The sequence below is a fragment of the Solwaraspora sp. WMMA2065 genome (genome assembly GCF_030345075.1).
In the GTDB taxonomy this organism is placed as follows: Bacteria; Actinomycetota; Actinomycetes; order Mycobacteriales; family Micromonosporaceae; genus Micromonospora_E.
In genome coordinates, this window is record NZ_CP128361.1 from 6,353,567 (window position 1) to 6,379,277 (window position 25,711).

Genomic DNA, 25,711 nt, shown 5'->3' on the forward strand with positions numbered 1-25,711 from the left:
GGTGAGGTGCGGTGAGCACCGAGACACGCGCGGCACCGCTCTACTGCCCGTACTGCGGGGAGGAGAACCTCCGCCCGCACGCCGACGCGCACACCGCCTGGGAGTGCCACGACTGCGCCCGGGTCTTCACCGTCAAGTTCACCGGACTGCTGGCCCGCAAGGGGGTGTCCCGATGAGCCCGGTGCTCGCCGCCGACCTGAACCTGATCCGGCTCGGCCCGGCCGCCGACCAGCAGCCGACCCGACGCAGCCCGGCCGAGCTGCAGGCCCTTGCCGACCGCGCCGGCCGGGAGCTGGAGGATGCCCCGGCCGAGGAGATCGCCCGGTGGGCGGTGCGGACCTTCGGTGACCGGTTCTGCGTGACCAGTTCGATGGCGGACGGGGTGCTGGCGCATCTGGTCTCCCGGGTGGCACCCGGCGTCGACGTGGTGTTCCTCGACACCGGGCTGCATTTTCCGGAGACGCTGCGGGTCCGTGACCAGGTGGCCGCGACCATGCCGGTGAACCTGCGGTCGATCCGGCCCCGGATGACCGTCGGCCAGCAGGACGGCGAGTTCGGTCCCCGGCTGTTCAACCGGTCACCGGACGAGTGCTGCGCGCTGCGCAAGGTCGAGCCGCTGGAGCGGGCGCTCGGCGACTACGACGCCTGGGCCGCCGGGCTGCGCCGTGACGAGTCGCCTACCAGGGCGAACACCCCGGTGGTCGGGTTCGACGCCCGACGCGGCCGGGTCAAGGTGAATCCGATCGCGGCGTGGACCCAGGCGGATGTGGACGCCTACGTGTCCCGGTGGAACATCCCGGTCAACGAGCTGTTCAAGCAGGGGTACACCTCGATCGGCTGCTGGCCGTGCACCCGGCGTACCACCGCCGGCGAGGACCCGCGGGCCGGCCGCTGGGCGATGTTCGAGAAGACCGAGTGCGGCCTGCACGGATGACCGGGCCGATCGTGCTGGTGGCGCACGGCAGCCGGGACCTGCAGGCGGCGACGGCAACGCGGGCGCTGGTCCGGGCGGTCGCTGCGGCCCGGCCGGGGGTCGACGTCCGGGCCGCGTACCTGGACCACGCCGGACCGCGTCCCGGGGCGGTGCTGGCCGACCTGCAGACTGCCGGCTATCCGGGGGCGACGGTGGTGCCGCTGCTGCTGACCGAGGCGTTCCACGGCCGGGTGGACATTCCCGAGGTGGTGCGGGCTGCGTACCGCGACGGGCTGCGGATGCCGGTGACGACGACCCGGGTGCTCGGCCCGTCGGTCGGTTCCGACGCGGTGGACCCGCTGTTGACTGCCGGGCTGCGGCGGCGACTCGCCGAGGCCGGCACCGGCTGGGACGCCGTGGTGCTGGCCGCCGCCGGCACCCGGTCGGCTCCAGCCCGGGAGACGGTGGCGGTGGCCGCGACGGCGTTCGGCACCGAGGTCGGGGTGCCGTGTGTCGAAGGCTTCGCCTCGGCGGCACCGCCGACTGCGGGGGCGGCGGTCGAGACCCTGCGTGCGGCGGGTGCCCGGCGCGTCGCGGTGGCCGCGTACTTCCTGGCACCCGGCCTGCTCTATGACACGGCGATGGCGTCGGCCCGGCAGGCTGGCGCGGTCTGTGCGGCGGCACCGCTGGCCGGCGCACCGGAGCTGGCCCGGCTGGTGCTGCGGCGGGTCGACTGGGCGGCCGCGCCGGTGCCGGTCTGAGTGGGTGCCGCGTACCGTGGCGGTTGCCGGCTCGGAGCCGCCGGGGTGCCAGGTACGACGGCGCCCCGGAGACAGCTCCGGGGCGCCGTACGGACGTCGCTTGGTGGTGGTCGGGTGGGTCAGGCAGTTTGAGCGCGCAGGACGCGCAGTCCGCCGCGACGCTTGACGGCGCGCCGCTCCTCTTCGCTCATCCCGCCCCAGACGCCAGCGTCCTGTCCGGACTCCAGCGCCCACTGCAGGCACTGGTCGGTCACGGAGCAGCGCCGGCAGACAGCCTTGGCCTGCTCGACCTGCAGGATCGCGGGGCCGGACGTCCCGATCGGGAAGAACAGCTCCGGGTCCTCGTCGCGGCAGACAGCATGGTGACGCCAGTCCATGGCGGCAACACTCCTCATTCTGGATCGGTGGCGGTAAATGCTCCGGTCTTTCTTTATGCGCCCGCGCAGTCGGCCACAACGGATTGCATCCGTCGGATCGGCAGCGCGTGAGCAGGCGTAAGCCTGTGGAACGTTGCTCCTAGCTGCCGCGTGGCGAGCGCATCCAGGCAACGTCCCGGGTGAATCGGTCCGCTTGTGAATACTTTCACGAACCCCTGCGATGTCAAGAGCAGCGCTCAGAAAAAGTCCAATCGGGTGAGCAACGTCACGACCCATTTGTCCGTTTTCTGACGCTCACCGACACCCGGAGTGCGACAGTCAAGAATCAATGTAGTACGTTCCGCGCCGCAGTGCAGGCATTTCGGCCACGTGTCTTCCGTGCCTCTGGTCACGCTCCGCAGTCGAAGCTCTGTTACGGAGAGTGTCAGAAGACTACTCGCAAGGCCTCTCGGACCGCCGCGAAACGGACTTTGAGCCGCTCTCCGAGATAATCTCCGTCGAGTTGGAAGGCCTGCGGCTGTGTTGCGGATAGCGTAAATTCGGACAAATCGTGCAGTCGGACGAGTTGGCGGCCGCGCGGATCCGGTCGGCTGGCGGCGACCTGGGCCAAAGTGCGGGTGGTGCTCGGCACATGCAATTGGCGAAGCGCCATCACGTCCAGGCCGAGATCGAAGGACGCCTCCGGATTCGGATTGATCGCCCGCTCACCGATGAAGGTCCACGGCGCGGTGTTCTGCACCACGACGGTGGCGAGTTCCGTCGCCACCGGCTCACCGGCCCGCTCCAACCGGATCGCCGGATGCCGCCGGTCCATTCCGATGAAGAACTCGCTGACCATCGACCGCAGGTAGAGGCCGACGGTGGACCGGCGCCCGCGCAGTCGGGCCCGCTCGACCTGCCGGATCACCGCCGCGTCCAACCCCAGCCCGGCGCAGAAGGTGAAGTACCGGCCGTCGGCGCGGCCCAGCCCGACGGTACGGAACCGCCCGGTCCGCAGACCCTCCAGCAGTACGCTCGTCGCCTCCGGCCACTGCGGCGGCAGCCCCACCGCGCGGGCGAAGACGTTCGTCGAGCCGAGCGGCACCACCGCCAGCGCCGGCAGCCGGTCCGCTGCCGCACCCGGCAGCGTCTCCATCGCCGGAGTGGACGTCATCAGGCCGTTGACGGCCTCGTTCACGGTGCCGTCGCCGCCCAGCGTGACCACCACGTCGAAGCCGTCCTCAGCGGCCGCCCTGGCCAGTGCGACGGCATGCCCGCGCCGGTGGGTGGACGCCACCGACAGGTCGACTTCGCTGCGCAACGCCCGGACGATCACGTCCCGGGTGCGCTCGCTGGTGGTGGTGGCCTTCGGATTGACCACCAAGAGGGCCCGCATGGGCGGCACTTTATCGCGAGCCGGCGCGGGTATCGTGACGCCGTGACCATCGACGCACAGCCCACTCCGGTGACGTTGCGGTGGGCTGTGCGGTTGCTGGCCGGAGAAGCCGTGGCCGTCGGGCTGGTCGCCGGCTACCTCGCGTACCAGGATTTCACCAGCACCGCGACCGATCTCGCCTCGGCGCTGATCGTCACCGGGTTCGCCGTCGGAGGTGCGGCGCTGCTCGCGGTGCTGGCCCGTGCGGTGGCCCGCCGCCGTAGCGCGGCCCGGGCACCGGCGATCGTCGCGCAGTTGATGCTGCTACCGGTCGGCTACTACATGATCGTCGGCGGCCTGGTCTGGCTCGGCGTACCGCTGATCGCCCTCGGTCTGTCGGTGACGGTGCTGCTGGTGGCCCCGCCGACGACCCGAGCCTTTGGGCTGGAGTGACCGACCGGCTGCCGGTCGGGGTGGGCCCACCGGTCGGTCAGTGCTGGCCGAACCGGCGGGTGAGCAGCCTGATGCTGGCCTGGCCGCTGCTGGCGGTCGCCGACGCCGACGTGGTCAGCGCCCGGAGCACCTTCCAGGCGAAGGAGGAGTCCGGTGGCAGTCGGGCACCGCGTACCGTCGCGACGGCGACCTCGACGGTCAGCGCGTCGTCGGTCACCGAGAACCGGCACTGCAGGTCCGCGTTGCGGGCGGCGACGGCGAGCAGCATGGCGCAGGCCTCGTCGACCGCGATCCGTAGATCCTCGATCTCGTCCAGCGCGAAGTGCAGGCGTGCGGCCAGCCCGGCCGTCGCGGTACGCAGCACGCTCAGGTAGCCGCCGTCGGCAGGCACGGTGAGCAGCACCACGTCATCGTCGACGGTCGGCTCGGATTGTGTGACCAGCGAACTCATCCCGGATACCCCCGCGTGGACTCTACCGGTTGACGTCTATCCCTGCGGTGTCATCCGGAGTGATTCGTTGTCCGACCGAGCCGGGCGGGTGGTGTGCGGCAGCTGACACCTGCCACGGCCGTGGCAGGGCGACCTGCGCCCGGCGGCCCCGGCCGGCCGGTGCGCGTCGCGCACCGGCCGGACCGACGGATCACGCCTGCTTGGTCTCCCAGAAGATCTTCGCAATCTCGTCGATCTTGACCAGCAGCTCGTCCGCCTTGGCCGGGTCGACCGACGCCTTGGTCCCGCCGCCGCCACCGGCGAGCTTGGTCGCCTCGTTGAACAGCTGGTGCAGCTGCGGGTACTTCTCGAAGTGCGGCGCCTTGAAGTAGTCGGTCCAGAGCACCCACAGGTGGTGCTTGACCAGCTCGGAGCGTTGCTCCTTGATGATCAGCGCCCGGGTGCGGAACTCCGGGTCGGTGTTCGCCTGGTACTTCTCCGCGATCGCCTTGATGGATTCGGCCTCGATCCGGGCCTGCGCCGGGTCGTAGACGCCACAGGGCAGGTCGCAGTGGGCGCTGACCACCGTGCGCGGAGTAAACATGCGTAGAAGTCGCATCAGGACCCTCCGTGTGTTGGCCGGCGGCACGATCGCCGGCACGCGTAAGCTGGAGGATGATCCTCCCTGCCGACCCTATCGCGCATCGGCCTCGCTGACCGGGTGGGAGGTGCAAGTGCTTTCGCCGCTGTTCGCCGTGCTCGTGCACGGCCCGTCTATGGCACCCACCTTGCGGCACGGCGACGCGTTGCTGGTCCGCCGGGGCGGGCGGTCGGTCCGCCCCGGGGACGTGGTGGTCGCCACCTTCCGGTCCCGTCCCGGACTGCTGGTGGTCAAACGAGTGGTACGGGCCGAGTCCGGCGGCTGGTGGCTGCGCGGGGACAACGATCTGGTCACCGACGACTCCCGCGCCTTCGGGGTGGCCGACGTGCGTGGCCGGGTGCTGTGCCGCTATTGGCCACGGCCGCGCCGGGTAAGCCCGGGTCACCGACTGCGGTGAACCACTTCGCAGGAAACCGCGCTGTGTGACACTATGCTCGACACGGAATCCGGGTGACCCCCGCAGCGCCTCGCCGGTCAACGCTGACCTCGCGCCGAGCCGGCGGCGATCTATCACGCTCAACGGCTCTGGAGTCACCATGTCTACTGTGGCAATCTCTGACCCGGTCTTCGACCTGCATCGGGGCGGCAAGATGGCGATCACGCCCACCGTCGCGCTGGCCGACCGGGACGACCTCTCACTCGCGTACACACCGGGGGTGGCCCGGGTGTGTGAGGCGATCGCGGCCGATCCGACCCTGGTCGACGACTACACCTGGGTGTCGCACACCGTCGCGGTGATCACCGACGGCACCGCGGTGCTCGGTCTCGGCGACATCGGCCCACGCGCCGCGATGCCCGTCATGGAGGGCAAGGCGGTTCTGTTCAAGCAGTTCGGCGACGTCGACGCGGTGCCGATCTGCCTGGACACCCGGGACATCGACGCGATCGTGGCGACCGTCACCGCACTGGCACCGTCGTTCGGCGGGATCAACCTGGAGGACATCAGCGCGCCACGCTGCTTCGAGATCGAGCGACGCCTCGACGAGGCGCTGCCGATCCCGGTCTTCCACGACGATCAGCACGGCACCGCGATCGTGGTGCTGGCGGCCCTGCGCAACGCGGTCGCCCTGCTGGACCGCAAGCTCGGCGACCTGCGGGTGGTGGTCAGCGGCGCCGGCGCGGCCGGCGTCGCGGTGACCCGGATGCTGATCGCCGGCGGCGTCGATCCCGCGAAGACCGTGGTCTGCGACTCGCGCGGCATCATCCACTCCGACCGGGCGGACCTCACCGGGGTCAAGGCCGAGCTGGCCGCGATGACCGCCGCGTGTGCCGGTGGCATCGCCGACGCGCTGGTCGGCGCCGACGTGCTGATCGGCCTCTCCGGCGGGCAGATCGACGAATCGGCGGTCGCCGGCATGGCACCCGGCGGGATCATCTTCGCGCTGGCCAACCCGACTCCGGAGGTCCACCCCGAGATCGCCCACCGGTACGCCGCCCTGGTGGCCACCGGCCGCAGCGACTTCCCCAACCAGATCAACAACGTGCTGGCGTTCCCCGGCGTGTTCCGGGGAGCCCTGGACGCCGGTGCCACCCGGGTCACCGAGGGGATGAAGGTTGCCGCCGCCGACGCGATCGCCGGCGTCGTCGCCGACCTGCTGCAACCGGAGGCGTTCGTGCCGTCGGCACTCGACCCCCGGGTCGCGCCGGCGGTCGCCGCAGCGGTCGCCGCCGCCGCCCGCCGCGACGGCGTCGCCCGTCGCTGACCCCGGGCACCGGCGTCGCCCGCCGTCGACACCGGACCGGTCGTGCCCGGTGTCGACGGCGTCGACCGAGCGGCTGGGCCGACGAACGAACTGGTCAGCCGCCGAGCAGCCGGCCGATGGTGCGTACGAGATCGGCGTAGAAGGTGCCGTCGATCTCGCGGAACACGGCGAACGGGCTGCCCGCGTCGCCGAAGAAGGGCCGTAGCGTCCAGGCGAGTTGAGTGCCGACGAAACCGAAGAGCATGATCCAGATGTAGACGAGATTCATGCTGGCCGGGCGCTGTGCCGCCCCCGCCCCCACCGGTGACGATGCGTGCGTATATCGGTGCGCTCCGTCACCGATGGGGCCTGTGTTCTCCCGAAGTCCCAGCTCAGCCGACCCCTCAGCCGACTCCGCGACGGCCCCGGACGTGGGCCGCCTAGGCTGGTCGGATGGACCGCCCCGACCTGCGCGCCTCGGACGAGGACCGGGAGCGGGTCGTACGCTGCATCGAGCGGCACACCTCAGCCGGTCGGCTGAGCCTCGATGAGCACGCCGACCGGGTGGAACGGGCCCTGTGCGCCCGGACGCACGGCGAACTGGCATCCATTCTGGCGGACCTGCCGGCCGAGCCGGCCGCGGCTGCCCCGGCCGGCCCGACCGCCACACACCAGCTGGTCGTGGCGTTCCTGATCGCCGGGGTGACACTCGCCGTACTCGCCGCGCTGCTCCTGCTGCGTTGACGCTGCCGCGCTCACGTAGCTAGCTGCTAGCGTGCGGTGCATGCGAGCTGTCTTCGCCTCGACGGTCGACGCCGACGACCCGCTCGCCGCGCTGCGCGTCGGCGATCTGCCCGAACCGGACCTGCCCGCCCCGGACTGGACGGTGGTCGAGGTCCGCGCCAGCTCACTCAACCACCACGACCTGTGGTCGCTGCGCGGTGTCGGACTGCCCGCCGACCGGTTACCGATGATCCTCGGCTGTGACGCCGCCGGCGTCGACGACGCCGGCAACGAGGTCGTCGTCCACCCGGTGGTGCCCGACCCGGCGGACCCGCGCGGCATGTCGATCCTGTCCGAGCGCTACCCGGGCACGTTCGCCGACCGGGTAGCGGTGCCCCGGTCGAACCTGATCCCGAAACCAGCCGGGCTGACCTTCACCGAGGCGGCGTGCCTGCCCACCGCCTGGCTGACCGCGTACCGGATGCTGACCACCCGGGGGCGGGCCGACCAAGCCGAGTCGGTGCTGGTCCAGGGAGCGGGCGGCGGGGTGGCGACGGCGGCCGTGGTGCTCGCCGTCGCGCTGGGCAAGCGGGTCTACGCGACCAGCCGGGACGAGAGCAAGCGGGACCGGGTCGCCGCGCTCGGCGCCACCGCCCTGGCGCCGGGCAGCCGACTACCGGAACGGGTCGACGTGGTGATCGAGACCGTCGGTGCGGCCACCTTCGACCATTCGATGAAGTCCGCCGCGCCCGGTGCCCGGATCGTCGTGTCCGGTGCCACCAGCGGTCATCTGCCCGCCGTCGACCTGCGCCGGGTGTTCGCCATGCAGCTGGAGCTCCTCGGCACCTCGATGGGCACCCCCGACGAGCTGCGGGACCTGCTGGCGCTGTGTGCGCAGCGGGGCATCCGGCCGGTCGTCGACACCGAATACGGCTTCAGCGAGGTACGCGACGCCTTCACCCGGCTGCACACCGGCCGCACGTTCGGCAAACTGGTGCTCGACCACCGGCGTTGACGAGCCGCGTCACCAACGGGCCGGGTCAGAGCTGGTTGTCGAAGACGGCGACCCCGGCCGGCGGGTCGTCGGCCAGCCGCCGCCGAGCGACGTCGTCGCCGTACAGCGTCCACCGCAGGAAGTCGGTGCTGGTGCCGAGTACCACGTCGTACGCCGGGTTGCCGGGCCGCAGCAGCGACTGACCGTGGTCGCCGTCGGGCAGGCTCAGCATCGCCTTCGGCCACGGCACCCGGTCGTACGCCGCCTTGCCCGACGCGTACGACACCACCTCGTCCAGTTCGCCGTGGATGAACAGCTGCGGTGCGGCGGCACCGCTGAACGCCGTACCGACGCCGAGCGCGCTGCCGGCCAGCACCACGCCGGCGTCCAGCCGGTCGTCCCGGGCGGCGGTGAACAACCCGACGGTGGTGATCCCGCCGGCTGAATGCCCGGCGGCGGCGACCCAGTCGACGTCGAGCCGGCCGGCGAACTCGTCACCGTCGCGGCCGTCGAGCGCCAGCAGCTCGTCCAGTACGTGCGACGCGTCCGCCGGCTGGTTGAGCACGTCCAGTGCGTTGCCGCCGGAGCCGCCCTGACTGGTGAACGGGTAGGTCGGGGCGGCGACGACGAACCCGGCCGCCGCCCACTCGGACAGCACCGTACGGTAGTCGGCCGGCCTGCCGCCGAGGCCGTGGCTGAACAGCACGACCGGGTACGGGCCGTCTCCGCCGACCGGGTACCAGACGGTGACCGGCAGCGGCCGGTCACCGCGGCTGAGATCGAGGGTGCGGGTGCCGACGTCGAGCCGTCGCGTCGGTGCCGATCGGCCGGGTCGCTGGTCGGGCTGCGCGGACGTCGGGTCGGGCTGGCCGGCCGCCGGGGCGGTCTGCGTCGCAGTCGGGGCGTCGGCCACCGGGCCGGGTGCGGCGGCGGTGCCGCATCCGGCCAGCGAGGTGGTGAGCAGACCGACGGTGAGCAGGCCGGCTACCGCCGGACGGAAGTCACGCATTGGACGATTGTTACCGGCATCCGTCGGGTCGACCACCGGCATCCGTCGGGTCGACCACCGGCTCGCGCCGGCCGGTCGTGGCAGCGTCCAGTCGACTTCGCTAGGGTCTTCGTCATGTCTGACGAGTACGTCGATCCGAGCGGCAACACCGAGGCGTTCCGGGCCTTCCAGACCTCGCCGTCGCCGGTCGCCGACCAGCCATCCCGGCTGCCGCTGATCATTGGTGTCGCGGTGGCGGTGGTGATCGTGGTCGCGATCGCCCTCTGGCTGGTGCTCTGATCCTTTCCGGCCCCGGCGACCAGGATCAGCCGGCGGTCAGCACCGCCCGCGTCTGACTGGCGATCTCGTACTCCTCGTCGGTGGGGACCACCCACACCTGCACCGGTGTGCCGTCCGGGGAGATCAATCGCTCGCCTCGGCCCTCGTCGTTGCGCCGCGCGTCGACCTGAACACCGAGCCGGTCGAGCCCGGCCAGCGACGCCGCGCGCACCGGGGCGGCGTTCTCGCCGACCCCGGCGGTGAAGACGATCGCGTCGACCCGACCGAGCAGCGCGTGGTATCCGCCGACGTAGAACCGGATCCGGGCACAGTAGATGTCGAAGGCGAGCCGGGCCGCCGGATCCCCGTCCGCGCGGCGGCGCAGCACCTCGCGCATGTCGCCGGCCCCGGTCAGCCCGACCAGGCCGCTGCGCTGGTTGAGCAGCCGGTCGACGTCGGCGGTCGACCAGCCGGCCACCCGCTCCAGGTGGAACACCACCGCCGGGTCGAGGTCACCGCTGCGGGTACCCATCACCAGGCCCTCCAACGGTGACAGCCCCATCGAGGTCGCCACGCTGCGCCCGCCGGCCACCGCGCAGACGCTGGCCCCGTTGCCCAGGTGCAGGGTGATCACGTCGACGTCGGCCGGCGCCCGGCCGAGCAGCGCGGCAGTCCGTCGGGACACGTACGCGTGCGAGGTGCCGTGGAACCCGTACCGGCGGATGCCGTACCGCTGCGCGGTGTCGACGTCGATCGCGTAGCTGGCCTGCTCCGGCGGCAGGGTGCGGTGGAAGGCGGTGTCGAAGACCGCGACCTGCGGTACGCCCGGCAGCAGCCGGCGGGCCTGGGCGATCCCGGTCAGATTGGCCGGGTTGTGCAGCGGGGCGAGCGGCACCAGCCGTTCGATCTCGGTGACCACCCCGTCGGTGATCAGGGTCGGTTCGGCGAACCGGACACCGCCGTGCACCACCCGGTGCCCGACCGCGCCGAGCCCGGCCAGGTCGACCCGTTCGGCCATCAGCCGCAGCGCGGCCGCGTGGTCGGCCGGCCCGCCGCCGGGCTCGCCGATCCGTTCGACGGTGCCCTTGTCGACCACCCGGTCGCCGTCGAAGAGCTGGTACTTCAGCGACGATGAGCCGCAGTTGAGCACCAGGATCCGGGCCGCGTCGCTCACTGCGCGGCCGCCTGGATCGCGGTGATCGCCACGGTGTTGACGATATCGGGCACGGTGGCTCCCCGGGACAGGTCGTTGACCGGTCGGCGCAGACCCTGCATGACCGGTCCGACGGCGACCGCGCCGGCCGAGCGCTGGACCGCCTTGTAGGTGTTGTTGCCGGTGTTCAGGTCGGGGAAGACGAAGACGGTGGCCCGCCCGGCGACGTCGCTGCCGGGCAGCTTGGTGGCGGCGACCGTCGGATCGATCGCCGCGTCGTACTGGATCGGACCCTCGACCAGCAGGTCCGGGCACCGCTTGCGGACCAGGTCGGTGGCGGCCGCGACCTTGCGGACGTCGTCGCCGCTGCCGGAGGTCCCGGTGGAGTAGGACAGCATCGCGACCCGCGGCTCGATACCGAACCGGGCGGCGGTCTGCGCCGAGCTGACCGCGATGTCGGCCAGCTGCTCGGCGTCCGGGTCCGGGTTGACCGCACAGTCGCCGTACACCAGTACCCGGTCGGCGAGCAGCATGAAGAACACGCTGGACGCGACCGACACGTCCGGCAGCGTTTTGATGATCTCGAAGGCGGGGCGGATCGTCGCGGCGGTGGTGTGGGTGGCCCCGGAGACCATGCCGTCGGCGTGCCCGGTGTGCACCATCATCGTGCCGAAGTAGTTGACGTCACCCATCACGTCGTGGGCGAGCTCCCAGGTGACGCCCTTGTGCCGGCGCAGCTCGGCGTATCGGGACGCGAAGTCGTCGCGCCACGGGCTGACCGTCGGGTCGACCAGCCGCGCGCCGTCGATCTGCACGCCCAGCTCGCGGGCCCGGCGGCCGATGTCGTCGGCGTCGCCGAGCAGGGTCAGGTCGGCGACGCCGCGTCGGAGCAGGATCTCGGTTGCCCGCAGGATCCGTTCGTCGGTGCCCTCCGGCAGCACCAGCCGGCGGCGGTCGGCCCGGGCCCGGTCGATCAGCGCGTACTCGAACATCATCGGGGTCACCCGGGCCGACCGGGTCACGTCCAGCCGGCGGGCCAGCTCGGCCGTGTCCACGCTGGATTCGAAGGCGCCGAGTGCGGCTTCCACCTTGCGGGGGTTCGCGGTGCTGGGCCGGCCGGAGATGCGTCCGGCGGTGGCCACCGCGTGGAAGCTGTCCGCCGGTGCGGACAGCACCGCCAGGTTGGTGCCGAGCCGCTCCACCAGACGCATCGCCCGCGGATCCGGTCGTTCCCCCAGCGTCAGCGCCACCCCGGCCAGCGAGACCAGCCCGGCGGCGTGCGCCGCGCTGACCGCGACCAGCAGGTCCGCCCGGTCGCCGGGGGTGATCACCAACGCGCCGTCGACGAGATGGTCCAGCAGCACCGGAACGTGTGCCGCGCCGACCACGAAGTCCAGCACGTCGCGGGCCAACGCGGCGTCGTCGCCGGCCAGCACGGTGGCGTCGAGGGCTCCGGCGACCTCGGCGACGGTCGGCGCGGAGACCGCCGGGATCTCCGGGATGGCGTAGACCGGCACCGGCAGCGTCGGGGTCACCACCCCGGCGTCGACCCGGTTCGCGATGACGGCCAGCACCGTCGCGCCGAGTTCGGTCAACGAGTGGTACGCGCTGCGGGCCGCGCCGGCGACCTCGGCGCTGTCCCGGTGGATCCCGTCGACGAGAGCCACCACCACACTGCCGAACTCGGTGGCCAGCCGGGCGTTGAACGCCAGCTCGCGGGGGAGACCGCCGTTGTCACCGGTGTCGTCGAAATCGCTGCCGACCACCAGCACCGCCGGGCAGCGCCGCTCCAGTTCGCGGTACCGGTCGACAATCCGCGAGATCAGCTCCTCCCGCCGACCGTCGGCGACCAGCCCGGCCGCCTCGGCGTAGCTGACCCCGTACAGCTGATCGTCGGGCAGGTCGATCCGGTAGCGCTCACGCAGCAGCGTCAGGGTCGCGTCCGGGCCGGCACCGACGACCAGCGGCCGGAACACCCCGATCCGCTCGACCCGGCGGGACAGCAGCTCGGCCAGGCCGAGGGCGACGGTGGACTTGCCGCCACCGGGGCCGAGACCGGCTAGGTAGACACTTCGCGCCACCGCCCCAACGTACAAGGCGGAGGCGGCCGGAGTCTGGTGACCTTGGTCCCGGCCCGGGTGGGTCCGGCGTCAACGCCTGGCTCAGTCGTCCTCGTCGTCGAGCCGGGCCAGCCAGGTGGCGAACCGCTCCACCGGGGTCTCGAACTCCGGGTGCAGGTCGACGAAGTCACGCAGCCGTTCGGCGAGCCAGGAGATGGCGACCTCCTCCTCGCCGCGGCGCTGCGCCAGCTCCTCGATGCCCCGGTCGGTGAAGTACACGTGTCCCTCCCGGTCAGCGTCGCGGCAGCGCGGCGTCGATCAGCGCGGACTGCTCGGCGTCGTGCAGCTTCGTCGAACCGACGGACGGTGCCGCCGCCGCCGGCCGGGAGATCCGCCGCAGCCGTACGCCGTCGAGGTGCTCCAGCAGGTTGAGCGCGACGAACGACCAGGCGCCCTGGTTGGCCGGCTCCTCCTGGACCCAGGCGAAGTCCTCGGCGTTCGGGTAGCCGGCCAGCGCCGCGCGGACCTGCTCCACCGGCAGCGGGTACAGCTGCTCCATCCGAATGATTGCGGTGTCGGTGTCGAGCTGACCGTTGCCGCCGGCGACCGCGTGCCGCTCGACGCGGGCCTGCAGCAGGTCGTAGTAGATCTTGCCGGTGCACAGCAGCACCCGCTTGACCGCTGCCGGCCGGCCGTCGGCTACCGGGTCCGGCAGCACCGGCTGGAAGGTGCCGGAGGTGAAATCGGCGACGGGGGAGACGCACAGCTTGTGCCGCAGCAGCGACTTGGGGGTGAACACCACCAGCGGTTTGCGCTTCGGCGACAGGGCCTGCCGGCGCAGCAGGTGGAAGTAGTTCGCCGGGGTGGTCGGGATCGCGATGCGCATGTTGTCCTCGGCGCACATCTGCAGGTAACGCTCCGGACGCCCGGACGTGTGGTCCGGACCCTGCCCTTCGTGGCCGTGCGGCAGCAGCAGGGTCAGCGCCGACCGCTGCCCCCACTTGACCTCGCCCGAGGAGACGAACTCGTCGACGATCGACTGGGCGCCGTTGACGAAGTCGCCGAACTGCGCCTCCCAGAGCACCAGCGCTTCCGGGTTCTCCACCGAGTAGCCGTACTCGAAGCCCATCGCCGCGTACTCGCTGAGCAATGAGTCGTGTACGAAGAACCGCGACTCGTCGGTGACCAGGCTGGCCAGCGGCAGGTAGTCGCGGCCGGTGTGGGCGTCGACCACCGAGGCGTGCCGCTGCACGAAGGTGCCCCGGCGGGAGTCCTGCCCGGCGAGCCGGACGGTGACCCCGTCGGCGAGCAGCGTGCCGAACGCGACGATCTCGCTGAAGCCCCAGTCGATGTCGCCGGAGACCGACATCTTCGCCCGCCGTTCCAGCAGCTGCTGGATGCGCTTGTGCGGGGTGAAGCCCTCCGGCAGGTCCACGTGCGCGTCGCCGACCGCCTGCACGGCGGCGGCGTCCACTGCGGTCGCCACCTGCGGCTCCGGCTCCGGCTGGCGGCCGGGCAACCGGCTGGTCGCCGAGGTGGCGGCGTCCCGGGTCGCCTTGAACACCTGCTCCAGTTGGGTTTGGTAGTCGCGCAGCAGCTCCTCGGCGTCGGTGATGGTGATGTCACCCCGGCCGATCAGCTCCTCGGTGTAGAGCTTGCGGACGCTGCGCTTGGAGTCGATGATCGCGTACATCAGCGGGTTGGTCATCGACGGGTCGTCGCCCTCGTTGTGCCCGCGTCGCCGGTAGCAGACCAGGTCGATCACCACGTCCTTGTTGAACGCCTGACGGTACTCGAAAGCGAGCCGGGCGACCCGGACGACCGCCTCCGGATCGTCGCCGTTGACGTGGAAGATCGGCGCCTGGATCATCCGGGCCACGTCGGTGGAGTAGAGCGAGGACCGGCTGTGCTCCGGTGCGGTGGTGAAACCGACCTGGTTGTTGACCACCACGTGCACTGAGCCGCCGGTCCGGTAGCCGCGCAGCTGCGACAGGTTGAGCGTCTCGGCGACCACGCCCTGCCCGGCGAACGCGGCGTCACCGTGTACCAGCAGCGGCAGCACGGTGTAGCCCTCCAACTTGAGGTCGATCCGGTCCTGCTTGGCCCGGACGATGCCCTCCAGCACCGGGTCGACCGCCTCCAGGTGCGAAGGATTGGCGGTCACCGACACGGTGATGCCGTGCTCGCCGTCCGGGGTGGTGAACTTGCCGACCTGACCGAGGTGGTACTTGACGTCCCCGGAGCCCTGAGTGGACTTCGGGTCGAGGTGCCCCTCGAACTCAGAGAAGATCTTCTCGTACGGCTTGCCGACGATGTTGGCGAGCACGTTGAGCCGGCCCCGGTGGGCCATGCCGATGACCACTTCGTCGAGGTCGGCCCGGGCCGATGACTGCAGGACCTCGTCGAGCAGCGGGATCAGTGACTCGCCGCCCTCCAGTGAAAAGCGCTTCTGCCCGACGTACTTGGTCTGCAGGAAGGTCTCGAACGCCTCGGCTGCGTTGAGCCGGTTGAGGATGTGCTTCTGCTCGGCGGCGTCAAGTTTCTCGTAGCCGCGCTCGATCCGTTCCTGGATCCAGCGGCGCTCCTCCGGGTCCTGGATGTGCATGTACTCGATGCCGACCCGGCGGCAGTAGGAGTCGCGCAGCACGCCGAGGATCTGCCGCAGCTTCATCCGCTGCTGGCCGGCGAAGCCGTCCACCGGGAAGGTGCGGTCCAGGTCCCACAGGGTCAGGCCGTGCTGCAGCACGTCCAGGTCCGGGTGCTTACGGATCTTGAACTCGAGCGGGTCGGTGTCAGCCATCAGGTGCCCGCGCACCCGGTACGCGTGGATCAGCTCGTTGACCCGGGCGGTCTTGTTGATCTGTCCCTCGGAGCTGACCGCCACGTCGCGTACCCAGCGCACCGGCTCGTACGGGATCCGCAGCGCGGTGAAGAGCTGGTCGTAGAAGCCGTGCTCGCCGAGGATCAGCTCGTGCATGGTCTTGAGGAACTCGCCGGACTGCGCACCCTGGATGATCCGGTGGTCGTAGGTGCTGGTCAGCGTGATGACCTTGCTGACCGCCAGGTCGGCGAGGGTCTCTTCGGACATCCCGGCGTACGGGGCCGGGTACTCCATTGCGCCGACACCGATGATCGCCCCCTGCCCGGTCATCAGCCGGGGCTGGGAGTGCACGGTGCCGATGCCGCCCGGGTTGGTCAGCGAGATCGTGGTGCCGTTGTAGTCGTCCATGGTCAGCTCGCCTCGGCGGGCGCGGCGGACCACGTCCTCGTACGCCTGCCAGAACTGCCGGAAGTCCATCTGCTCGCACGCCTTGATCGACGGCACCACCAGGGTCCGGGAGCCGTCCGGCTTGGCCAGGTCGATGGCGATGCCGAGGTTGACGTGCTCCGGCGCGACCATGTTCGGCTTGCCGTCGATCTCGGCGAACGAGTTGTTCATCTCCGGGTGCTCGACCAGCGCCCGGACCATGGCGTATCCGATCAGGTGGGTGAAGCTGACCTTGCCGCCACGGCCCCGGGCCAGGTGGTTGTTGATCACGATGCGGTTGTCGACCAGCAGCTTGGCCGGGACCGCGCGCACGCTGGTCGCGGTCGGCACAGCCAGCGACGCGTCCATGTTCTGCACGATCCGGGCGGCGACCCCGCGCAGCGGCGTCTGCCGACTGCCACCGGCCGCCGAACCGTTGTCGGCTGCTGTCTTGTCGGCTGGTGCCTTGCCCGCCGTTCTGGTCGCGGCGGGCTGGCTGCCGGTCGACCTGCCGGCGGTGGTCTTGCCCGTGCCCTCCTGACCGGCGGCCGGCTTGGCCGGTGCCGTCTTGCCGGCCGGTGCCGTCTTGCCGGCTGGTGCAGCCTTGCCGGCCGGCGCGGTCGCCCGGGTGGGGCTGCTCTTTGCCGTGGTGGTGGGCTCGGCCGCCCGGCGGGTGGTCCCGCGCCCCGGCGCGGGCGCCCCGGTCTGCTGAGCGGTCCGCGCGGCCGGCGCGTCGGTGCCGGCCCGGGCTGCCGCCGTGGTCGCCGTCGCGGCGGCCGCCTCGGTGGGCGAGGCGACCTGCTCGTGGCTGTAGTCGGCGAAGAAGTCGTGCCAAGCCGGATCTACGCTGGCGGGATCGGTGAGATACTTCTGGTACATCTCATCGACGATCCACTCGTTCGGGCCGAAGCCCGCCAGCGGATTGTCCTGCGAAGTCTGCTGGGTCGACACGGCCGGTAATCGCCTCTTTCACGCGGTCGGATTTGTCACGCGGGGGACGCCACCAGGGTCGGGGCGCTGGTCGGGACGGCTACCAGGCTACGCCGTACGCCGACGGGCGGCATTGTCGCATGCGGCTCGTGTCACTTTTCACAACGGTTGCCCCAGCCGTACCGGCCGGCACGGCGGTTGCCGTACCGGCCGGAATGGCAGGTCAGTGGTGGTAGGCCCGACCGGTCAGGAGATGTCCCGACGGCGGGTGATCACCGTACCGACGATGCCGGTCAACAGCGCGTAGCCGATCAGGATCAGCGCGCCGGTCCACCGGGGTGGGCTGTCCGGCAGGTCGGTGCCGGCGACCATCAACTGCGACGCGATCGAGGGCACCAACCACTGCAGGTCGCTGACCCAGTCGCCGAACCGGGACGCCAGTGTGGCAAGGATGATCGCTGTGCCGAGGTAGCCACCCAAATAGAGCAGGATCGCCGAGACGGTGGCCCCGAGCTGACTGCGGATCAGCACCCCGAAGCCGACCCCGAAGATCGCCCACAGCAGGTAGGCCAGGCCGTTGAGCCCGACCGCCTCCCAGACCGCGCCCGAGCCGAACTGTGCACCGATGTCGAACGTGGCCAGCACCAGCGCACCGGCGATCAGGTTGACCACCGTGGTGATCAGCCAGAAGACGAAGCCGAGCAGCGACGCGGCGGCCAGCTTCGCCAGCACCACCTCGGTACGTCGTGGGCTGGTCAGGAAGGTCGTGGTCGCGGTCTGGTGGAAGTACTCGTTGGTCACCACGATCACGCCGAGCAGCATCACGACCAGCAGCCCGAAGAACTGGCCGTTGGTGTAGAGGTTGGCTGCCAGCGCCGGCGCCTCGCTGACGGCGCTGAGCACCTCGTCGTTCTCCGGCGTCGTCGGGCCGAACCGCTCCGGGTCGGACAGCACGCTGGTCTGCACGTAGTTCACCAGCAGAGTGACCGCCCACAACGGCAGGTAGATCAGGCCGAAGACCCACCAGGTGGCGGTGGTGGTGATCTTGAGCAGCTCGCTGCGTACCAGGTTCATCGGATGGCCGCCTTCGCGCTGGTCAGGTCCAGGAAGACCCGTTCCAGGTCGGGTCGTTCGGTGGTCAGCTCATGCAGCTCGACGCCCTCGGCCAGGGCGGTCCGGCCGACTGTCGGCGCGTCCGCCCCGACGACCAGCAGCGTGCCGTCCGGCGCGGTCTGCACCGTCGCCTCGGCCCGGCTCAACGCCGCTGTCAGCTTCTCGCCCTGCGGGGTGCGGACCCGGATCGTCGGGGCACCGGACATCGAGGCCATCACCTCGCCGACCGGGCCGTGCCGGACCAGCCGACCGGCCGCGATGATCACCACGTCGTCGGCGAGCAGCTGCATCTCGGCCAGCAGGTGGCTGGAGACGAGCACCGTACGGCCCTGCGCCGCGAACGACTTGAGCAGGTCCCGCATCCAGCGGATCCCCTCCGGGTCCAGCCCGTTGGCCGGCTCGTCGAGGATCAGCACCTTCGGGTCGCCCAGCATCGCCGCGGCGATCCCCAGCCGCTGCCGCATGCCGAGCGAGTAGCCCTTGAACTTGCGCTTCGCGGCCGGCGTCAACCCGACCAGGCCGAGCGTCTCCTCGGCGCGGCGCAGCGGCAACCCGGCGGCGGCGCAGATCACCCGCAGGTGGTTGATCCCGGAGCGGCCCTTGTGCGCGCTGGACGCCTCCAGCACCGCGCCGACGTGCCGCAGCGGATCGGTCAGGTCGGCGTACCGTCGCCCACCCACGGTGGCATGACCGCTGGTCGGCGTGACCAGGTTGAGCATCATCCGCAGGGTGGTCGTCTTGCCGGCCCCGTTCGGGCCGAGGAAGCCCGTCACCCGCCCCGGCTCCACCGTGAACGACAGATCGTCGACCGCGCGGACATTGCGGTACTGCTTGGTCAGCCCGGAGACGACGATGCGTCCGTCCTCCGACATGTGGCTCCTCTCGTCACACCGCCCCGTCACCCGGCGGCGGGTCCGGCGATGGCGATCCAGGTCGCCCGGGCCGCCGCCAGCGGTTGTCCCGCAGCATCGTAGAGCGTCGTGCGTACCTCGGCCTTGCGGCCGCTGGTTTCGATCAGTTCGCCGACCACCACGCAGCGCTGGCCGGGTGCCGGCAGTGCGGCCACCGTCGCGGTCATCCGGCCCAGCAGGTACGGCCGGCCCGCGGCGAGCACCGTCCAGCCGCCGGGGCAGTCCAACGCGGCCCAGACCGTCGGCACCGTACGGTCGTCCGGGACGACGAACGGCGCGGCGGTGCGTCCGTCACCCGCCGGCCCGGGAAACACCCGCAGACCGTCGGGGTGCCGTGGGCCGCAGACGTAGCAGTCCGGGAACGGATGGGCGTCGTGTCCCGGGTACCGGGAGCTGGCAGCCTCCGCCGTGGCCAGGTCGACCGGCGGTACGGGCGGCCCGCCCGCCGGGCTGGCCGAGCCGTCAACCGGGCCGGTCAGCCCGCCGATCGAGCCGTGGACCGCCTCGGCCTCGGCGATCAGCGTGACCGGATCGGCGCCGGTCTCCACGCTCAGGGTGTCGTCGGCGGTACGCACCACCCGCAGCTCGGTGTCCAGCGGCGGCGGCCGGCGCAGGGTCACCCGGACCGGTCGACCGGGAACCACGGTGGCCGGGTCGGCGCGCAGCAGCGCCTGGGCGAACCGGCCGGCCGCGTACCCGCCGTTGGCAGAGCCGGTCGGGCCGTTGAACCGGGCGGAGATCAGCATCGGACCATCCTCGCAGTCGGCCGCCACCGCCGTTCGATCGCCACCGCCGTTCACCGGATCGACACCGGTGCCATCCGCTACCGACACGCCGACGGTTCCGGGGCACCTTAAACACATGACATGGCCGTGTTGCTGACCGCCGCCACCCCAACCAGGACCAGCGATTACGTCGTCTCGGTCGCCGATCACACCGACCAGGTCGCCGCCGCACAGCGACTGCGCCGCCAGGTGTTCGCCGCCGAGTTCGGTGCCGGTTGCGACACCCGCTCCGGCGGGTTGGACGCCGACCGGGACATTGACGGGTTCGACGAACACTGTGACCACCTGATCGTCCGGCACGGCCGGACCGGTGCCGTGGTCGGCACCTACCGGCTGCTGCCGCCGGACCGCGCCGCCCGGCTCGGTCGCTGGTACGCCGACACCGAGTTCGACACCAGACCACTGCGGCTGATCGGTGACCACCTGGTGGAGGCCGGCCGGGCGTGCGTGCACCCTGACCACCGGGGCGGCGCGGTGATCAACCTGATCTGGGCCGGCATCGCCCGCTACCTGCGGGAACGTGACCTGCGTTGGCTGGGCGGCTGTGCGTCGGTGCCGCTGCACGACGGCGGGGCGAGCGCCCACGCGGTCTGGCGCACGGTCCGGGACCGGCACCTGGCCCCGCCGCTGCTGCGGGTGCGGCCACGTCGCCCCTGGCTCGCCGAACCCGAACCGCCACCCGCACCGGTCCTGCCGAGGACCGGCCGGGTCGGCATGCCGCCGTTGCTGCGCGGCTACCTGCGACTCGGCGCCTGGGTGTGCGGCGAACCCGCGTACGACCCCGACTTCGCAGTCGCCGACCTGTACGTGCTGCTGTCGCTGGACCGGATCGATCCCCGTTACCTGCGTCACTTCCTGGAGCTGTGATGGCACCGAGATCGCTCGCCAGGTCACCGCGACCGCTCGCCAGGTCACCGCGACCGGTCGGGCACGGCACTTTCTGGCGACCCCGATCCGGGTGTGGGGCCGGCTGTCTGCCGCCCCCGCCCACCGTGCCCGCCGCCGGCCGATTGACCCGGTTGACCCGGCTGACCGGTGTGCTCGGCATGCTCGCCGCCGGGCTGGTCCTGCTGGTGCTGCTGCCGCTGCTCACCCGGCGGCTACGCCCGGTCGCCGGGCGACTGTGGGCCCGCGGACTGCTGCGTACGCTCGGCGTCCGGCTGCGGCTCGTCGGCCGGCTGCCGGTCCGGGCGGCGCTGCTGGCCGCCAACCACGTCTCGTGGCTGGACACCCTGGCCATCCTCGCCGTCACCCCGGCCCGGCTGCTGGCCAAGCGGGAGATCCGCGGCTGGCCGGTGATCGGCGCGCTGGCCCGGGTCGGCGGCACCCTGTTCATCGACCGCGACCGGCCGCGTACGCTGCCCGGCACGGTCGCTGACGTCGCCGCTGCGTTGCGCGCCGGGCACCAGATCGCGGTGTTCCCGCAGGCCACCACGACCTGCGGCACCGCCGGCCGGGCCACCTCCGCCGGTCGGTGCAGTTCGGGTGCGCCGCGCCCGGCACCGTTTCGTCCCGCGCTGTTCCAGGCTGCGCTCGACGCGGAGGTGCCGGTCGTCCCGCTCACCCTCACGTACCACTTCGCCTGCCCGGCCAGGACCCCGCCAGCCGGGCCGGCCGGCGCGGTCCCGGCCGGGCCGGTGCCGACCAGCGTGGCGGCGTTCATCGGAGACGAGGCGTTGTGGCCGTCGGTACGGCGGGTGCTCGGGCTGCGGGACCTGGTGGTGACGCTGGACGCCGGTGCGCCGCTGCCGCCGGACCGGTTCCGGCACCGGCGGGCCCTCGCCCGGCTCGCCGACCGCGACCCGGCACCGGCCCGCTCCGCCCTCGACCTTGTCGGCTGAGGTCACTCGTCCGGGCGTGGAGCTCACTCTCAGCTGATTGTCAGCGGCTCCCCAGGCCGAACCCAGACCGATCCGGGATGATGCGGTCATGACCGCATCGCAGACCGAGGCGAAGCTGCTCGTCGTCGAGGACGACCCGAACATCCTCGAACTGCTCTCCGCCAGTCTGCGGTTCGCCGGATTCGACGTCACCACCGCGACCAGCGGCAGCGCCGCGCTCAACGCCGCCCGCGAGCGCCGGCCCGACCTCGTGGTGCTCGACGTCATGCTGCCCGACCTGGACGGCTTCGAGGTGATCCGGATGATGCGGGAGGCCGGCACCCGTACCCCGGTGGTCTTCCTCACCGCGCGGGACGCCACCGACGACAAGATCCGCGGGTTGACCCTCGGCGGCGACGACTACGTCACCAAGCCCTTCTCGCTGGAGGAGCTGACCGCCCGGATCCGGGCGGTGCTGCGGCGTACCAGCAACGGCGGTCAGATCTCGTCCCGGCTCACCTTCGCCGACCTGGAGCTGGACGAGGAGACCCACGAGGTCTACCGGGCGGGCAACCGGGTGCAGCTGTCACCGACCGAGTTCAAGCTGCTGCGCTACCTGATGCTCAACGCCAACCGGGTGCTGTCCAAGGCGCAGATCCTCGACCACGTGTGGAACTACGACTTCCGGGGCGACGACAACATCGTCGAGTCGTACATCTCGTACCTGCGCCGCAAGATCGACAACACCCAGCCCCGGCTCATCCACACCCTGCGTGGCGTCGGCTACGTGCTGCGCAAACCAGCGGCGTGAGCAGGCCGACGCTGGCGCCCGCCCCGGTGACGGGCTGGCTGCGCGGCGTACCGCTGCGGGTCAAGCTGGTCACGTCGGTGCTCAGCCTGGTCCTCACCGCGCTGCTGGTGATCAGCGTGAGCAGCGCGTTCTTCCTGCGCAGCTACCTGGTCGACCAGATCGACACGGACCTGCGCGACTACGTCGTGAAGCTGCGCGAGGAGGTCAGCAACGCGCAACGCCTGCCGGTGTGGGACCAGCCAGCTTCGGTGGACGCCCCGCTGCCGACCAACTACCTGGTGGTCGTCTCGTACCAGGACGGCCCGATCGGCGGGCCCTACTACGACGACGACCGGATCGCCACCGGCGAGCTGCCGCGCTGGCCGGCCGACTGGGACGGCTTCGCCGCGCTGCAGGGCGAGCCGAAGACGGTGTACGCCCGCAACGGCGCCCCACGCTGGCGGATGCTCTACGCGTCGCTGCCCACCGGCGACGTCATCGCGGTCGGGCAGAGCCTCGTCGACGTCGACCGGGCCGTCAGCCGGCTGGTCTGGATCGACATCCTGGTCGGCATCGGAGTGGTGACGCTGCTGGCACTGGCCGGTGCCGCGATCGTACGGACCAACCTGCGGCCGCTGGTCGAGATCGAGCAGACCGCGGCGGCCATCGCCGCCGGTGACCTGAGCCGGCGGGTGCCCGACCCGGAGCCGGGCGTGCACGTGCCGCAGACCGAGCTGGGCCGGCTGTCCCGCACGCTCAACGCGATGCTGACCCAGATCGAGGCGGCGTTCACCGCGCGGGCGAGCTCCGAGTGGGCGGCCCGGATGGCTGAGGCGTCGGCCCGGGAAGCCGCCGTCGCGGCCCAGTCCTCGGAGACCCGGGCCCGCCGGTCCGAGGAGCGGATGCGCCAGTTCGTCGCCGACGCCTCGCACGAGCTGCGCACCCCGTTGACCACCATTCGCGGCTTCGCTGAGCTGTACCGGCAGGGGGCCGCCGCCGCGTCGCCGCAGGAAGCGGCCCGGCTGGTCCGCCGGATCGAGGACGAGGCGGCCCGGATGGGTCTGCTGGTGGAGGACCTGCTGCTGCTGGCCCGCCTCGACCGGGAACGCCCGTTGGATCTGGCGCCGGTCGAGCTGCCGGTGCTGGCCAGCGACGCGGTGCAGGCGGCCCGGGCGGTCGACCCGCAGCGCCGGGTGGAGCTGGACATCGGGCCCGGTGCCGGCCGGCTGGTCGTGCTGGGCGACGATGCCCGGCTGCGTCAGGTGATCGGCAACCTGATGACCAACGCGATCAACCACACTCCGGCCGACACGCCGGTCACTCTGCGGTTGCGAGCCACCGAGCCGGGGTTCGCCACGGTCGAGGTGGCCGACGAGGGGCCCGGTCTGACCCCGGAGCAGTCCGAACGGGTCTTCGAGCGGTTCTACCGGGCCGATGCCGCCCGTACCCGCAGCACGGGGCGGCCGACCGGCACCGGACTCGGGCTGGCGATCGTCGCCGCCCTTGTCGCCGCCCACTCGGGCACCGTCGAGGTGCACAGCGAGCCCGGCCGGGGCGCCACCTTCCGGGTCCGGCTTCCGCTGGCCGACACGGACCTCGCCGACTCCGAATCCATCGACGACAGCGAATCATGATTTTCAGCAAAACCTCAGCCGCAAATCAGGTGCGTCAAAGTGCCGGGGGGCAATCTGAGTACATGAGCGAGCACGAGACCACGCCGCCGGCGGAGCCGTCGGACAAGGCTCAACCGCCGGCCAGCCCTTGGCAGGCCCCGGCTGGGTCGGGCCAGCCCGACCCGGCCGCCGGGCGTCCGTCCACCGACTGGACGCCGACCAACCAGCCGTACGCCGGCTCACCCGCACCGGCTCAGCCCGCGCCCAACTCACCCGCACCTGAGGCTCCCGCGTCTGTGACTCCCGCGTCTGTGACTCCCGCGCCCGAGGCACCCGCGCCCGAGGCACCCACGTCGGCTCAGCCGGTCACCGGAGCGCCGCTCAGCGGCCAGCCGCAGGCCGGCCCGTACGCTCCCGGCTACGCCCAGGTGTCGTACGGGCACGGGCAGTGGAGCCACGGCCAGCCGTACGCTGGGCACGGCTACAGCCAGCCGCACGTCAGCTGGTCGCCGCCGCCCGGTGCCGCCGCCCAGGCCGGCGCACAGCCGCCGCCGAACCGGCTCGGTCGGATCGTCGCCGGCTCGGCGGTCGTCCTCGCCCTGATGCTCGGCTCCGGTGCGGTCGGTGGTGCGGTCGTCGCCGCCTTCGACAACGGCGGCGCGGCGCCAGCGGTGCAGACCGGCAGCAACGGTGGCGGCAGCGCGGCACCGGTGATCGACCGCTCGTCGCTCGCCGAGATCGCCGACGCCGTCCAGGACAGCGTGGTGTCCATCTCCACCGGCTCCGGTGAAGGCTCGGGTGTGGTGCTCAATGCCGAAGGCTTCATCCTGACCAACAACCACGTCGTCGAGTCGGCGCGCGGCGGATCGGTCACCGTGTACTTCGCCGACGGCGGCTCCGCGTCCGGCGGCGTGGTCGGCACCGACGCGCGCACTGACCTGGCCGTGGTCAAGGTCGACGACGTGGACGGGCTGTCCCCGGCGACCCTCGGCGACAGCAGCACGATGCGGGTCGGTGACACCGTACTGGCCCTGGGCAGCCCGCTGGGTCTGCAGGGTTCGGTGACCGCCGGGATCATCAGCGCGCAGGACCGCACCATCTCGGTGGGTGGCGGCCAGCAGCAGAGCCCGTTCGGCGGCGGGGGCCAGGTCAGCTCGATGTCCGGGCTGTTGCAGACCGACGCCCCGATCAACCCGGGGAACTCCGGTGGCGCCCTGGTCAACACCAACGGTGAGGTGATCGGCATCAACACGGCGATCGCCACCTCCGGTCAGGGCGAGGGCAACATCGGGGTCGGCTTCGCGATCCCCAGCAACAAGGCCAACGACGTGGCCGAAGCGCTGATGGCCGGCGAGGAGGTCAGCCACCCGTACCTCGGAGTGAGTGTGACCGCGGCTGACGAAGGCGGCGCGTTGATCGCTGCGGTCGAGGACGGCAGCCCGGCCGACCAGGCTGGCCTGGCCCAGGGCGACGTGGTCGTGCGGATCGGCGACACCCCGGTGAACGACTCGGATGATCTCGTCGCGGCGGTGCAGTCCGGCCAGGTCGGGGAACAGATCGAGATCACCTACGAGCGCGACGGCGAGGCGCGGACCGCCTCCGCGACCCTGGTCGACGCGCCGTGACCGCAATGTGACACAGATGGACCTGCCTCCCCCGAAAAGAGCGGCGGGT

Annotated in this window: 27 protein-coding genes; 14 read left to right on the plus strand and 13 right to left on the minus strand. The window is 71.6% G+C overall.

Going from position 1 to position 25,711, the window contains the following annotated elements; translation table 11 throughout:
• The first annotated feature begins 11 nt into the window (after window positions 1–11).
• The 3 genes from O7610_RS28895 to O7610_RS28905 are packed head-to-tail and all read left to right on the plus strand — an operon-like array spanning window position 12 to window position 1,674.
• The gene (locus O7610_RS28895; RefSeq protein WP_281553493.1) at window positions 12–176 is read left to right on the plus strand and encodes a hypothetical protein; all 165 of its coding nucleotides are present in this window, start codon (window positions 12–14) and stop codon (window positions 174–176) included.
• Window positions 173–934 carry a phosphoadenylyl-sulfate reductase gene (locus O7610_RS28900; RefSeq protein WP_281553494.1) on the plus strand — a complete coding sequence of 254 codons (762 nt, stop codon included), beginning with the start codon at window positions 173–175 and terminating at the stop codon, window positions 932–934. The genes O7610_RS28895 and O7610_RS28900 overlap by 4 nt, the downstream gene beginning before the upstream one ends.
• Window positions 916–1,674, plus strand: a complete 759-nt coding sequence (locus tag O7610_RS28905) for a sirohydrochlorin chelatase (protein ID WP_281553495.1) — start codon at window positions 916–918, stop codon at window positions 1,672–1,674. The genes O7610_RS28900 and O7610_RS28905 overlap by 19 nt, the downstream gene beginning before the upstream one ends.
• Window positions 1,675–1,793: 119 nt before the next feature.
• Here O7610_RS28905 and O7610_RS28910 read toward each other — a convergent pair whose 3' ends face one another.
• Window positions 1,794–2,051, minus strand: a complete 258-nt coding sequence (locus O7610_RS28910) for a WhiB family transcriptional regulator (RefSeq protein WP_123605230.1) — start codon at window positions 2,049–2,051, stop codon at window positions 1,794–1,796.
• Window positions 2,052–2,475: 424 nt separating this feature from the next.
• Window positions 2,476–3,426 carry a diacylglycerol/lipid kinase family protein gene (locus O7610_RS28915; RefSeq protein WP_281553496.1) on the minus strand — a complete coding sequence of 317 codons (951 nt, stop codon included), beginning with the start codon at window positions 3,424–3,426 and terminating at the stop codon, window positions 2,476–2,478.
• Window positions 3,427–3,468: 42 nt separating this feature from the next.
• Here O7610_RS28915 and O7610_RS28920 point away from each other — a divergent pair, with 42 nt between their 5' ends.
• Window positions 3,469–3,858, plus strand: coding sequence for a hypothetical protein (locus O7610_RS28920; protein ID WP_281553497.1), 390 nt, complete (start codon window positions 3,469–3,471; stop codon window positions 3,856–3,858).
• A 37-nt stretch (window positions 3,859–3,895) separates the two neighbouring features.
• Here O7610_RS28920 and O7610_RS28925 read toward each other — a convergent pair whose 3' ends face one another.
• Window positions 3,896–4,309: an ATP-binding protein gene (locus O7610_RS28925; protein WP_281553498.1), complete on the minus strand. Its 414-nt coding sequence runs from the start codon at window positions 4,307–4,309 to the stop codon at window positions 3,896–3,898.
• 190 nt (window positions 4,310–4,499) lie between these two features.
• Complete coding sequence (gene sodN / locus O7610_RS28930; protein ID WP_281553499.1) at window positions 4,500–4,907, minus strand: superoxide dismutase, Ni; 408 nt, start codon at window positions 4,905–4,907, stop codon at window positions 4,500–4,502.
• A 94-nt stretch (window positions 4,908–5,001) separates the two neighbouring features.
• Between sodN and O7610_RS28935 the strand changes: the two genes are divergently transcribed.
• Window positions 5,002–5,346, plus strand: a complete 345-nt coding sequence (locus tag O7610_RS28935) for a S24/S26 family peptidase (protein ID WP_475049193.1) — start codon at window positions 5,002–5,004, stop codon at window positions 5,344–5,346.
• Between the two features lie 139 nt (window positions 5,347–5,485).
• On the plus strand, window positions 5,486–6,652 hold the full coding sequence (locus O7610_RS28940; protein WP_281553501.1) for an NAD(P)-dependent malic enzyme: 1,167 nt from the start codon (window positions 5,486–5,488) through the stop codon (window positions 6,650–6,652).
• Window positions 6,653–6,746: 94 nt separating this feature from the next.
• Here the strand turns inward: O7610_RS28940 and O7610_RS28945 are convergent, their stop codons facing one another.
• Window positions 6,747–6,920, minus strand: coding sequence for a hypothetical protein (locus O7610_RS28945; protein WP_281553502.1), 174 nt, complete (start codon window positions 6,918–6,920; stop codon window positions 6,747–6,749).
• 164 nt (window positions 6,921–7,084) lie between these two features.
• Between O7610_RS28945 and O7610_RS28950 the strand changes: the two genes are divergently transcribed.
• Window positions 7,085–7,375, plus strand: coding sequence for a DUF1707 SHOCT-like domain-containing protein (locus O7610_RS28950; protein ID WP_289212288.1), 291 nt, complete (start codon window positions 7,085–7,087; stop codon window positions 7,373–7,375).
• Window positions 7,376–7,415: 40 nt separating this feature from the next.
• Window positions 7,416–8,369: a zinc-binding dehydrogenase gene (locus tag O7610_RS28955; RefSeq protein WP_475053224.1), complete on the plus strand. Its 954-nt coding sequence runs from the start codon at window positions 7,416–7,418 to the stop codon at window positions 8,367–8,369.
• Window positions 8,370–8,394: 25 nt separating this feature from the next.
• On the opposite strand, the gene O7610_RS28960 is transcribed toward O7610_RS28955, so the two are convergent.
• Complete coding sequence (locus tag O7610_RS28960) at window positions 8,395–9,357, minus strand: alpha/beta hydrolase family protein (RefSeq protein ID WP_281553505.1); 963 nt, start codon at window positions 9,355–9,357, stop codon at window positions 8,395–8,397.
• A 114-nt stretch (window positions 9,358–9,471) separates the two neighbouring features.
• On the opposite strand from O7610_RS28960, the gene O7610_RS28965 reads away from it, so the two are divergent.
• Window positions 9,472–9,636 carry a hypothetical protein gene (locus O7610_RS28965; protein WP_281553506.1) on the plus strand — a complete coding sequence of 55 codons (165 nt, stop codon included), beginning with the start codon at window positions 9,472–9,474 and terminating at the stop codon, window positions 9,634–9,636.
• 25 nt (window positions 9,637–9,661) lie between these two features.
• On the opposite strand, the gene O7610_RS28970 is transcribed toward O7610_RS28965, so the two are convergent.
• The 7 genes from O7610_RS28970 to O7610_RS29000 form a co-directional block, all read right to left on the minus strand.
• Window positions 9,662–10,789: an acetate/propionate family kinase gene (locus O7610_RS28970; RefSeq protein ID WP_289212289.1), complete on the minus strand. Its 1,128-nt coding sequence runs from the start codon at window positions 10,787–10,789 to the stop codon at window positions 9,662–9,664.
• Window positions 10,786–12,849 carry a phosphate acetyltransferase gene (pta, locus tag O7610_RS28975; protein ID WP_281553508.1) on the minus strand — a complete coding sequence of 688 codons (2,064 nt, stop codon included), beginning with the start codon at window positions 12,847–12,849 and terminating at the stop codon, window positions 10,786–10,788. Before pta ends, O7610_RS28970 begins: the two co-directional genes overlap by 4 nt.
• 81 nt (window positions 12,850–12,930) lie before the next feature.
• A complete protein-coding gene (locus tag O7610_RS28980; RefSeq protein ID WP_199757927.1) occupies window positions 12,931–13,107 on the minus strand; it encodes a DUF6104 family protein in 177 nt (58 codons plus the stop codon).
• 13 nt (window positions 13,108–13,120) lie between these two features.
• Window positions 13,121–17,026 (minus strand): multifunctional oxoglutarate decarboxylase/oxoglutarate dehydrogenase thiamine pyrophosphate-binding subunit/dihydrolipoyllysine-residue succinyltransferase subunit, encoded by a 3,906-nt coding sequence (locus O7610_RS28985; RefSeq protein WP_289212290.1) that lies wholly within the window; start codon window positions 17,024–17,026, stop codon window positions 13,121–13,123.
• A gap of 225 nt (window positions 17,027–17,251) precedes the next feature.
• Window positions 17,252–18,079, minus strand: coding sequence for a DUF2705 family protein (locus O7610_RS28990; protein WP_281553510.1), 828 nt, complete (start codon window positions 18,077–18,079; stop codon window positions 17,252–17,254).
• Window positions 18,076–18,990 carry an ABC transporter ATP-binding protein gene (locus O7610_RS28995; RefSeq protein WP_281567421.1) on the minus strand — a complete coding sequence of 305 codons (915 nt, stop codon included), beginning with the start codon at window positions 18,988–18,990 and terminating at the stop codon, window positions 18,076–18,078. The genes O7610_RS28990 and O7610_RS28995 overlap by 4 nt, the downstream gene beginning before the upstream one ends.
• 26 nt (window positions 18,991–19,016) lie before the next feature.
• Window positions 19,017–19,775, minus strand: a complete 759-nt coding sequence (locus tag O7610_RS29000) for a hotdog fold domain-containing protein (RefSeq protein WP_289212291.1) — start codon at window positions 19,773–19,775, stop codon at window positions 19,017–19,019.
• Between the two features lie 120 nt (window positions 19,776–19,895).
• Here O7610_RS29000 and O7610_RS29005 point away from each other — a divergent pair, with 120 nt between their 5' ends.
• From O7610_RS29005 to O7610_RS29025, 5 genes are all read left to right on the plus strand, one after another.
• A complete protein-coding gene (locus tag O7610_RS29005) occupies window positions 19,896–20,681 on the plus strand; it encodes a GNAT family N-acetyltransferase (RefSeq protein WP_289212292.1) in 786 nt (261 codons plus the stop codon).
• Window positions 20,682–20,833: 152 nt separating this feature from the next.
• Entirely contained in the window at window positions 20,834–21,655 is an 822-nt protein-coding gene (locus O7610_RS29010) for a lysophospholipid acyltransferase family protein (RefSeq protein WP_281553514.1), read from the plus strand.
• Window positions 21,656–21,743: 88 nt separating this feature from the next.
• The gene (locus tag O7610_RS29015; protein ID WP_281553515.1) at window positions 21,744–22,445 is read left to right on the plus strand and encodes a response regulator transcription factor; all 702 of its coding nucleotides are present in this window, start codon (window positions 21,744–21,746) and stop codon (window positions 22,443–22,445) included.
• Window positions 22,442–24,058 (plus strand): sensor histidine kinase, encoded by a 1,617-nt coding sequence (locus O7610_RS29020; protein ID WP_281553516.1) that lies wholly within the window; start codon window positions 22,442–22,444, stop codon window positions 24,056–24,058. Before O7610_RS29015 ends, O7610_RS29020 begins: the two co-directional genes overlap by 4 nt.
• Window positions 24,059–24,120: 62 nt before the next feature.
• Window positions 24,121–25,662, plus strand: a complete 1,542-nt coding sequence (locus O7610_RS29025) for a S1C family serine protease (protein WP_289212293.1) — start codon at window positions 24,121–24,123, stop codon at window positions 25,660–25,662.
• Window positions 25,663–25,711 lie beyond the last annotated feature (49 nt).

Bases quoted from the DNA above. Each gene is read 5' to 3' on its own strand.
- O7610_RS28940 (WP_281553501.1), top strand. From the start codon at position 5,486: ATGTCTACTGTGGCAATCTCTGACCCGGTCTTCGACCTGCATCGGGGC.
- O7610_RS28945 (WP_281553502.1), bottom strand. From the start codon at position 6,920: ATGAATCTCGTCTACATCTGGATCATGCTCTTCGGTTTCGTCGGCACT.
- O7610_RS28995 (WP_281567421.1), bottom strand. From the start codon at position 18,990: ATGTCGGAGGACGGACGCATCGTCGTCTCCGGGCTGACCAAGCAGTAC.
- O7610_RS29000 (WP_289212291.1), bottom strand. From the start codon at position 19,775: ATGCTGATCTCCGCCCGGTTCAACGGCCCGACCGGCTCTGCCAACGGC.
- O7610_RS29005 (WP_289212292.1), top strand. From the start codon at position 19,896: ATGGCCGTGTTGCTGACCGCCGCCACCCCAACCAGGACCAGCGATTAC.
- O7610_RS28915 (WP_281553496.1), bottom strand. From the start codon at position 3,426: ATGCGGGCCCTCTTGGTGGTCAATCCGAAGGCCACCACCACCAGCGAG.
- O7610_RS28950 (WP_289212288.1), top strand. From the start codon at position 7,085: ATGGACCGCCCCGACCTGCGCGCCTCGGACGAGGACCGGGAGCGGGTC.
- O7610_RS29015 (WP_281553515.1), top strand. From the start codon at position 21,744: ATGACCGCATCGCAGACCGAGGCGAAGCTGCTCGTCGTCGAGGACGAC.
- sodN (WP_281553499.1), bottom strand. From the start codon at position 4,907: ATGCGACTTCTACGCATGTTTACTCCGCGCACGGTGGTCAGCGCCCAC.
- O7610_RS28955 (WP_475053224.1), top strand. From the start codon at position 7,416: ATGCGAGCTGTCTTCGCCTCGACGGTCGACGCCGACGACCCGCTCGCC.
- O7610_RS28965 (WP_281553506.1), top strand. From the start codon at position 9,472: ATGTCTGACGAGTACGTCGATCCGAGCGGCAACACCGAGGCGTTCCGG.
- O7610_RS28925 (WP_281553498.1), bottom strand. From the start codon at position 4,309: ATGAGTTCGCTGGTCACACAATCCGAGCCGACCGTCGACGATGACGTG.
- O7610_RS28910 (WP_123605230.1), bottom strand. From the start codon at position 2,051: ATGGACTGGCGTCACCATGCTGTCTGCCGCGACGAGGACCCGGAGCTG.
- O7610_RS29025 (WP_289212293.1), top strand. From the start codon at position 24,121: ATGAGCGAGCACGAGACCACGCCGCCGGCGGAGCCGTCGGACAAGGCT.
- O7610_RS28900 (WP_281553494.1), top strand. From the start codon at position 173: ATGAGCCCGGTGCTCGCCGCCGACCTGAACCTGATCCGGCTCGGCCCG.
- O7610_RS28990 (WP_281553510.1), bottom strand. From the start codon at position 18,079: ATGAACCTGGTACGCAGCGAGCTGCTCAAGATCACCACCACCGCCACC.
- O7610_RS28960 (WP_281553505.1), bottom strand. From the start codon at position 9,357: ATGCGTGACTTCCGTCCGGCGGTAGCCGGCCTGCTCACCGTCGGTCTG.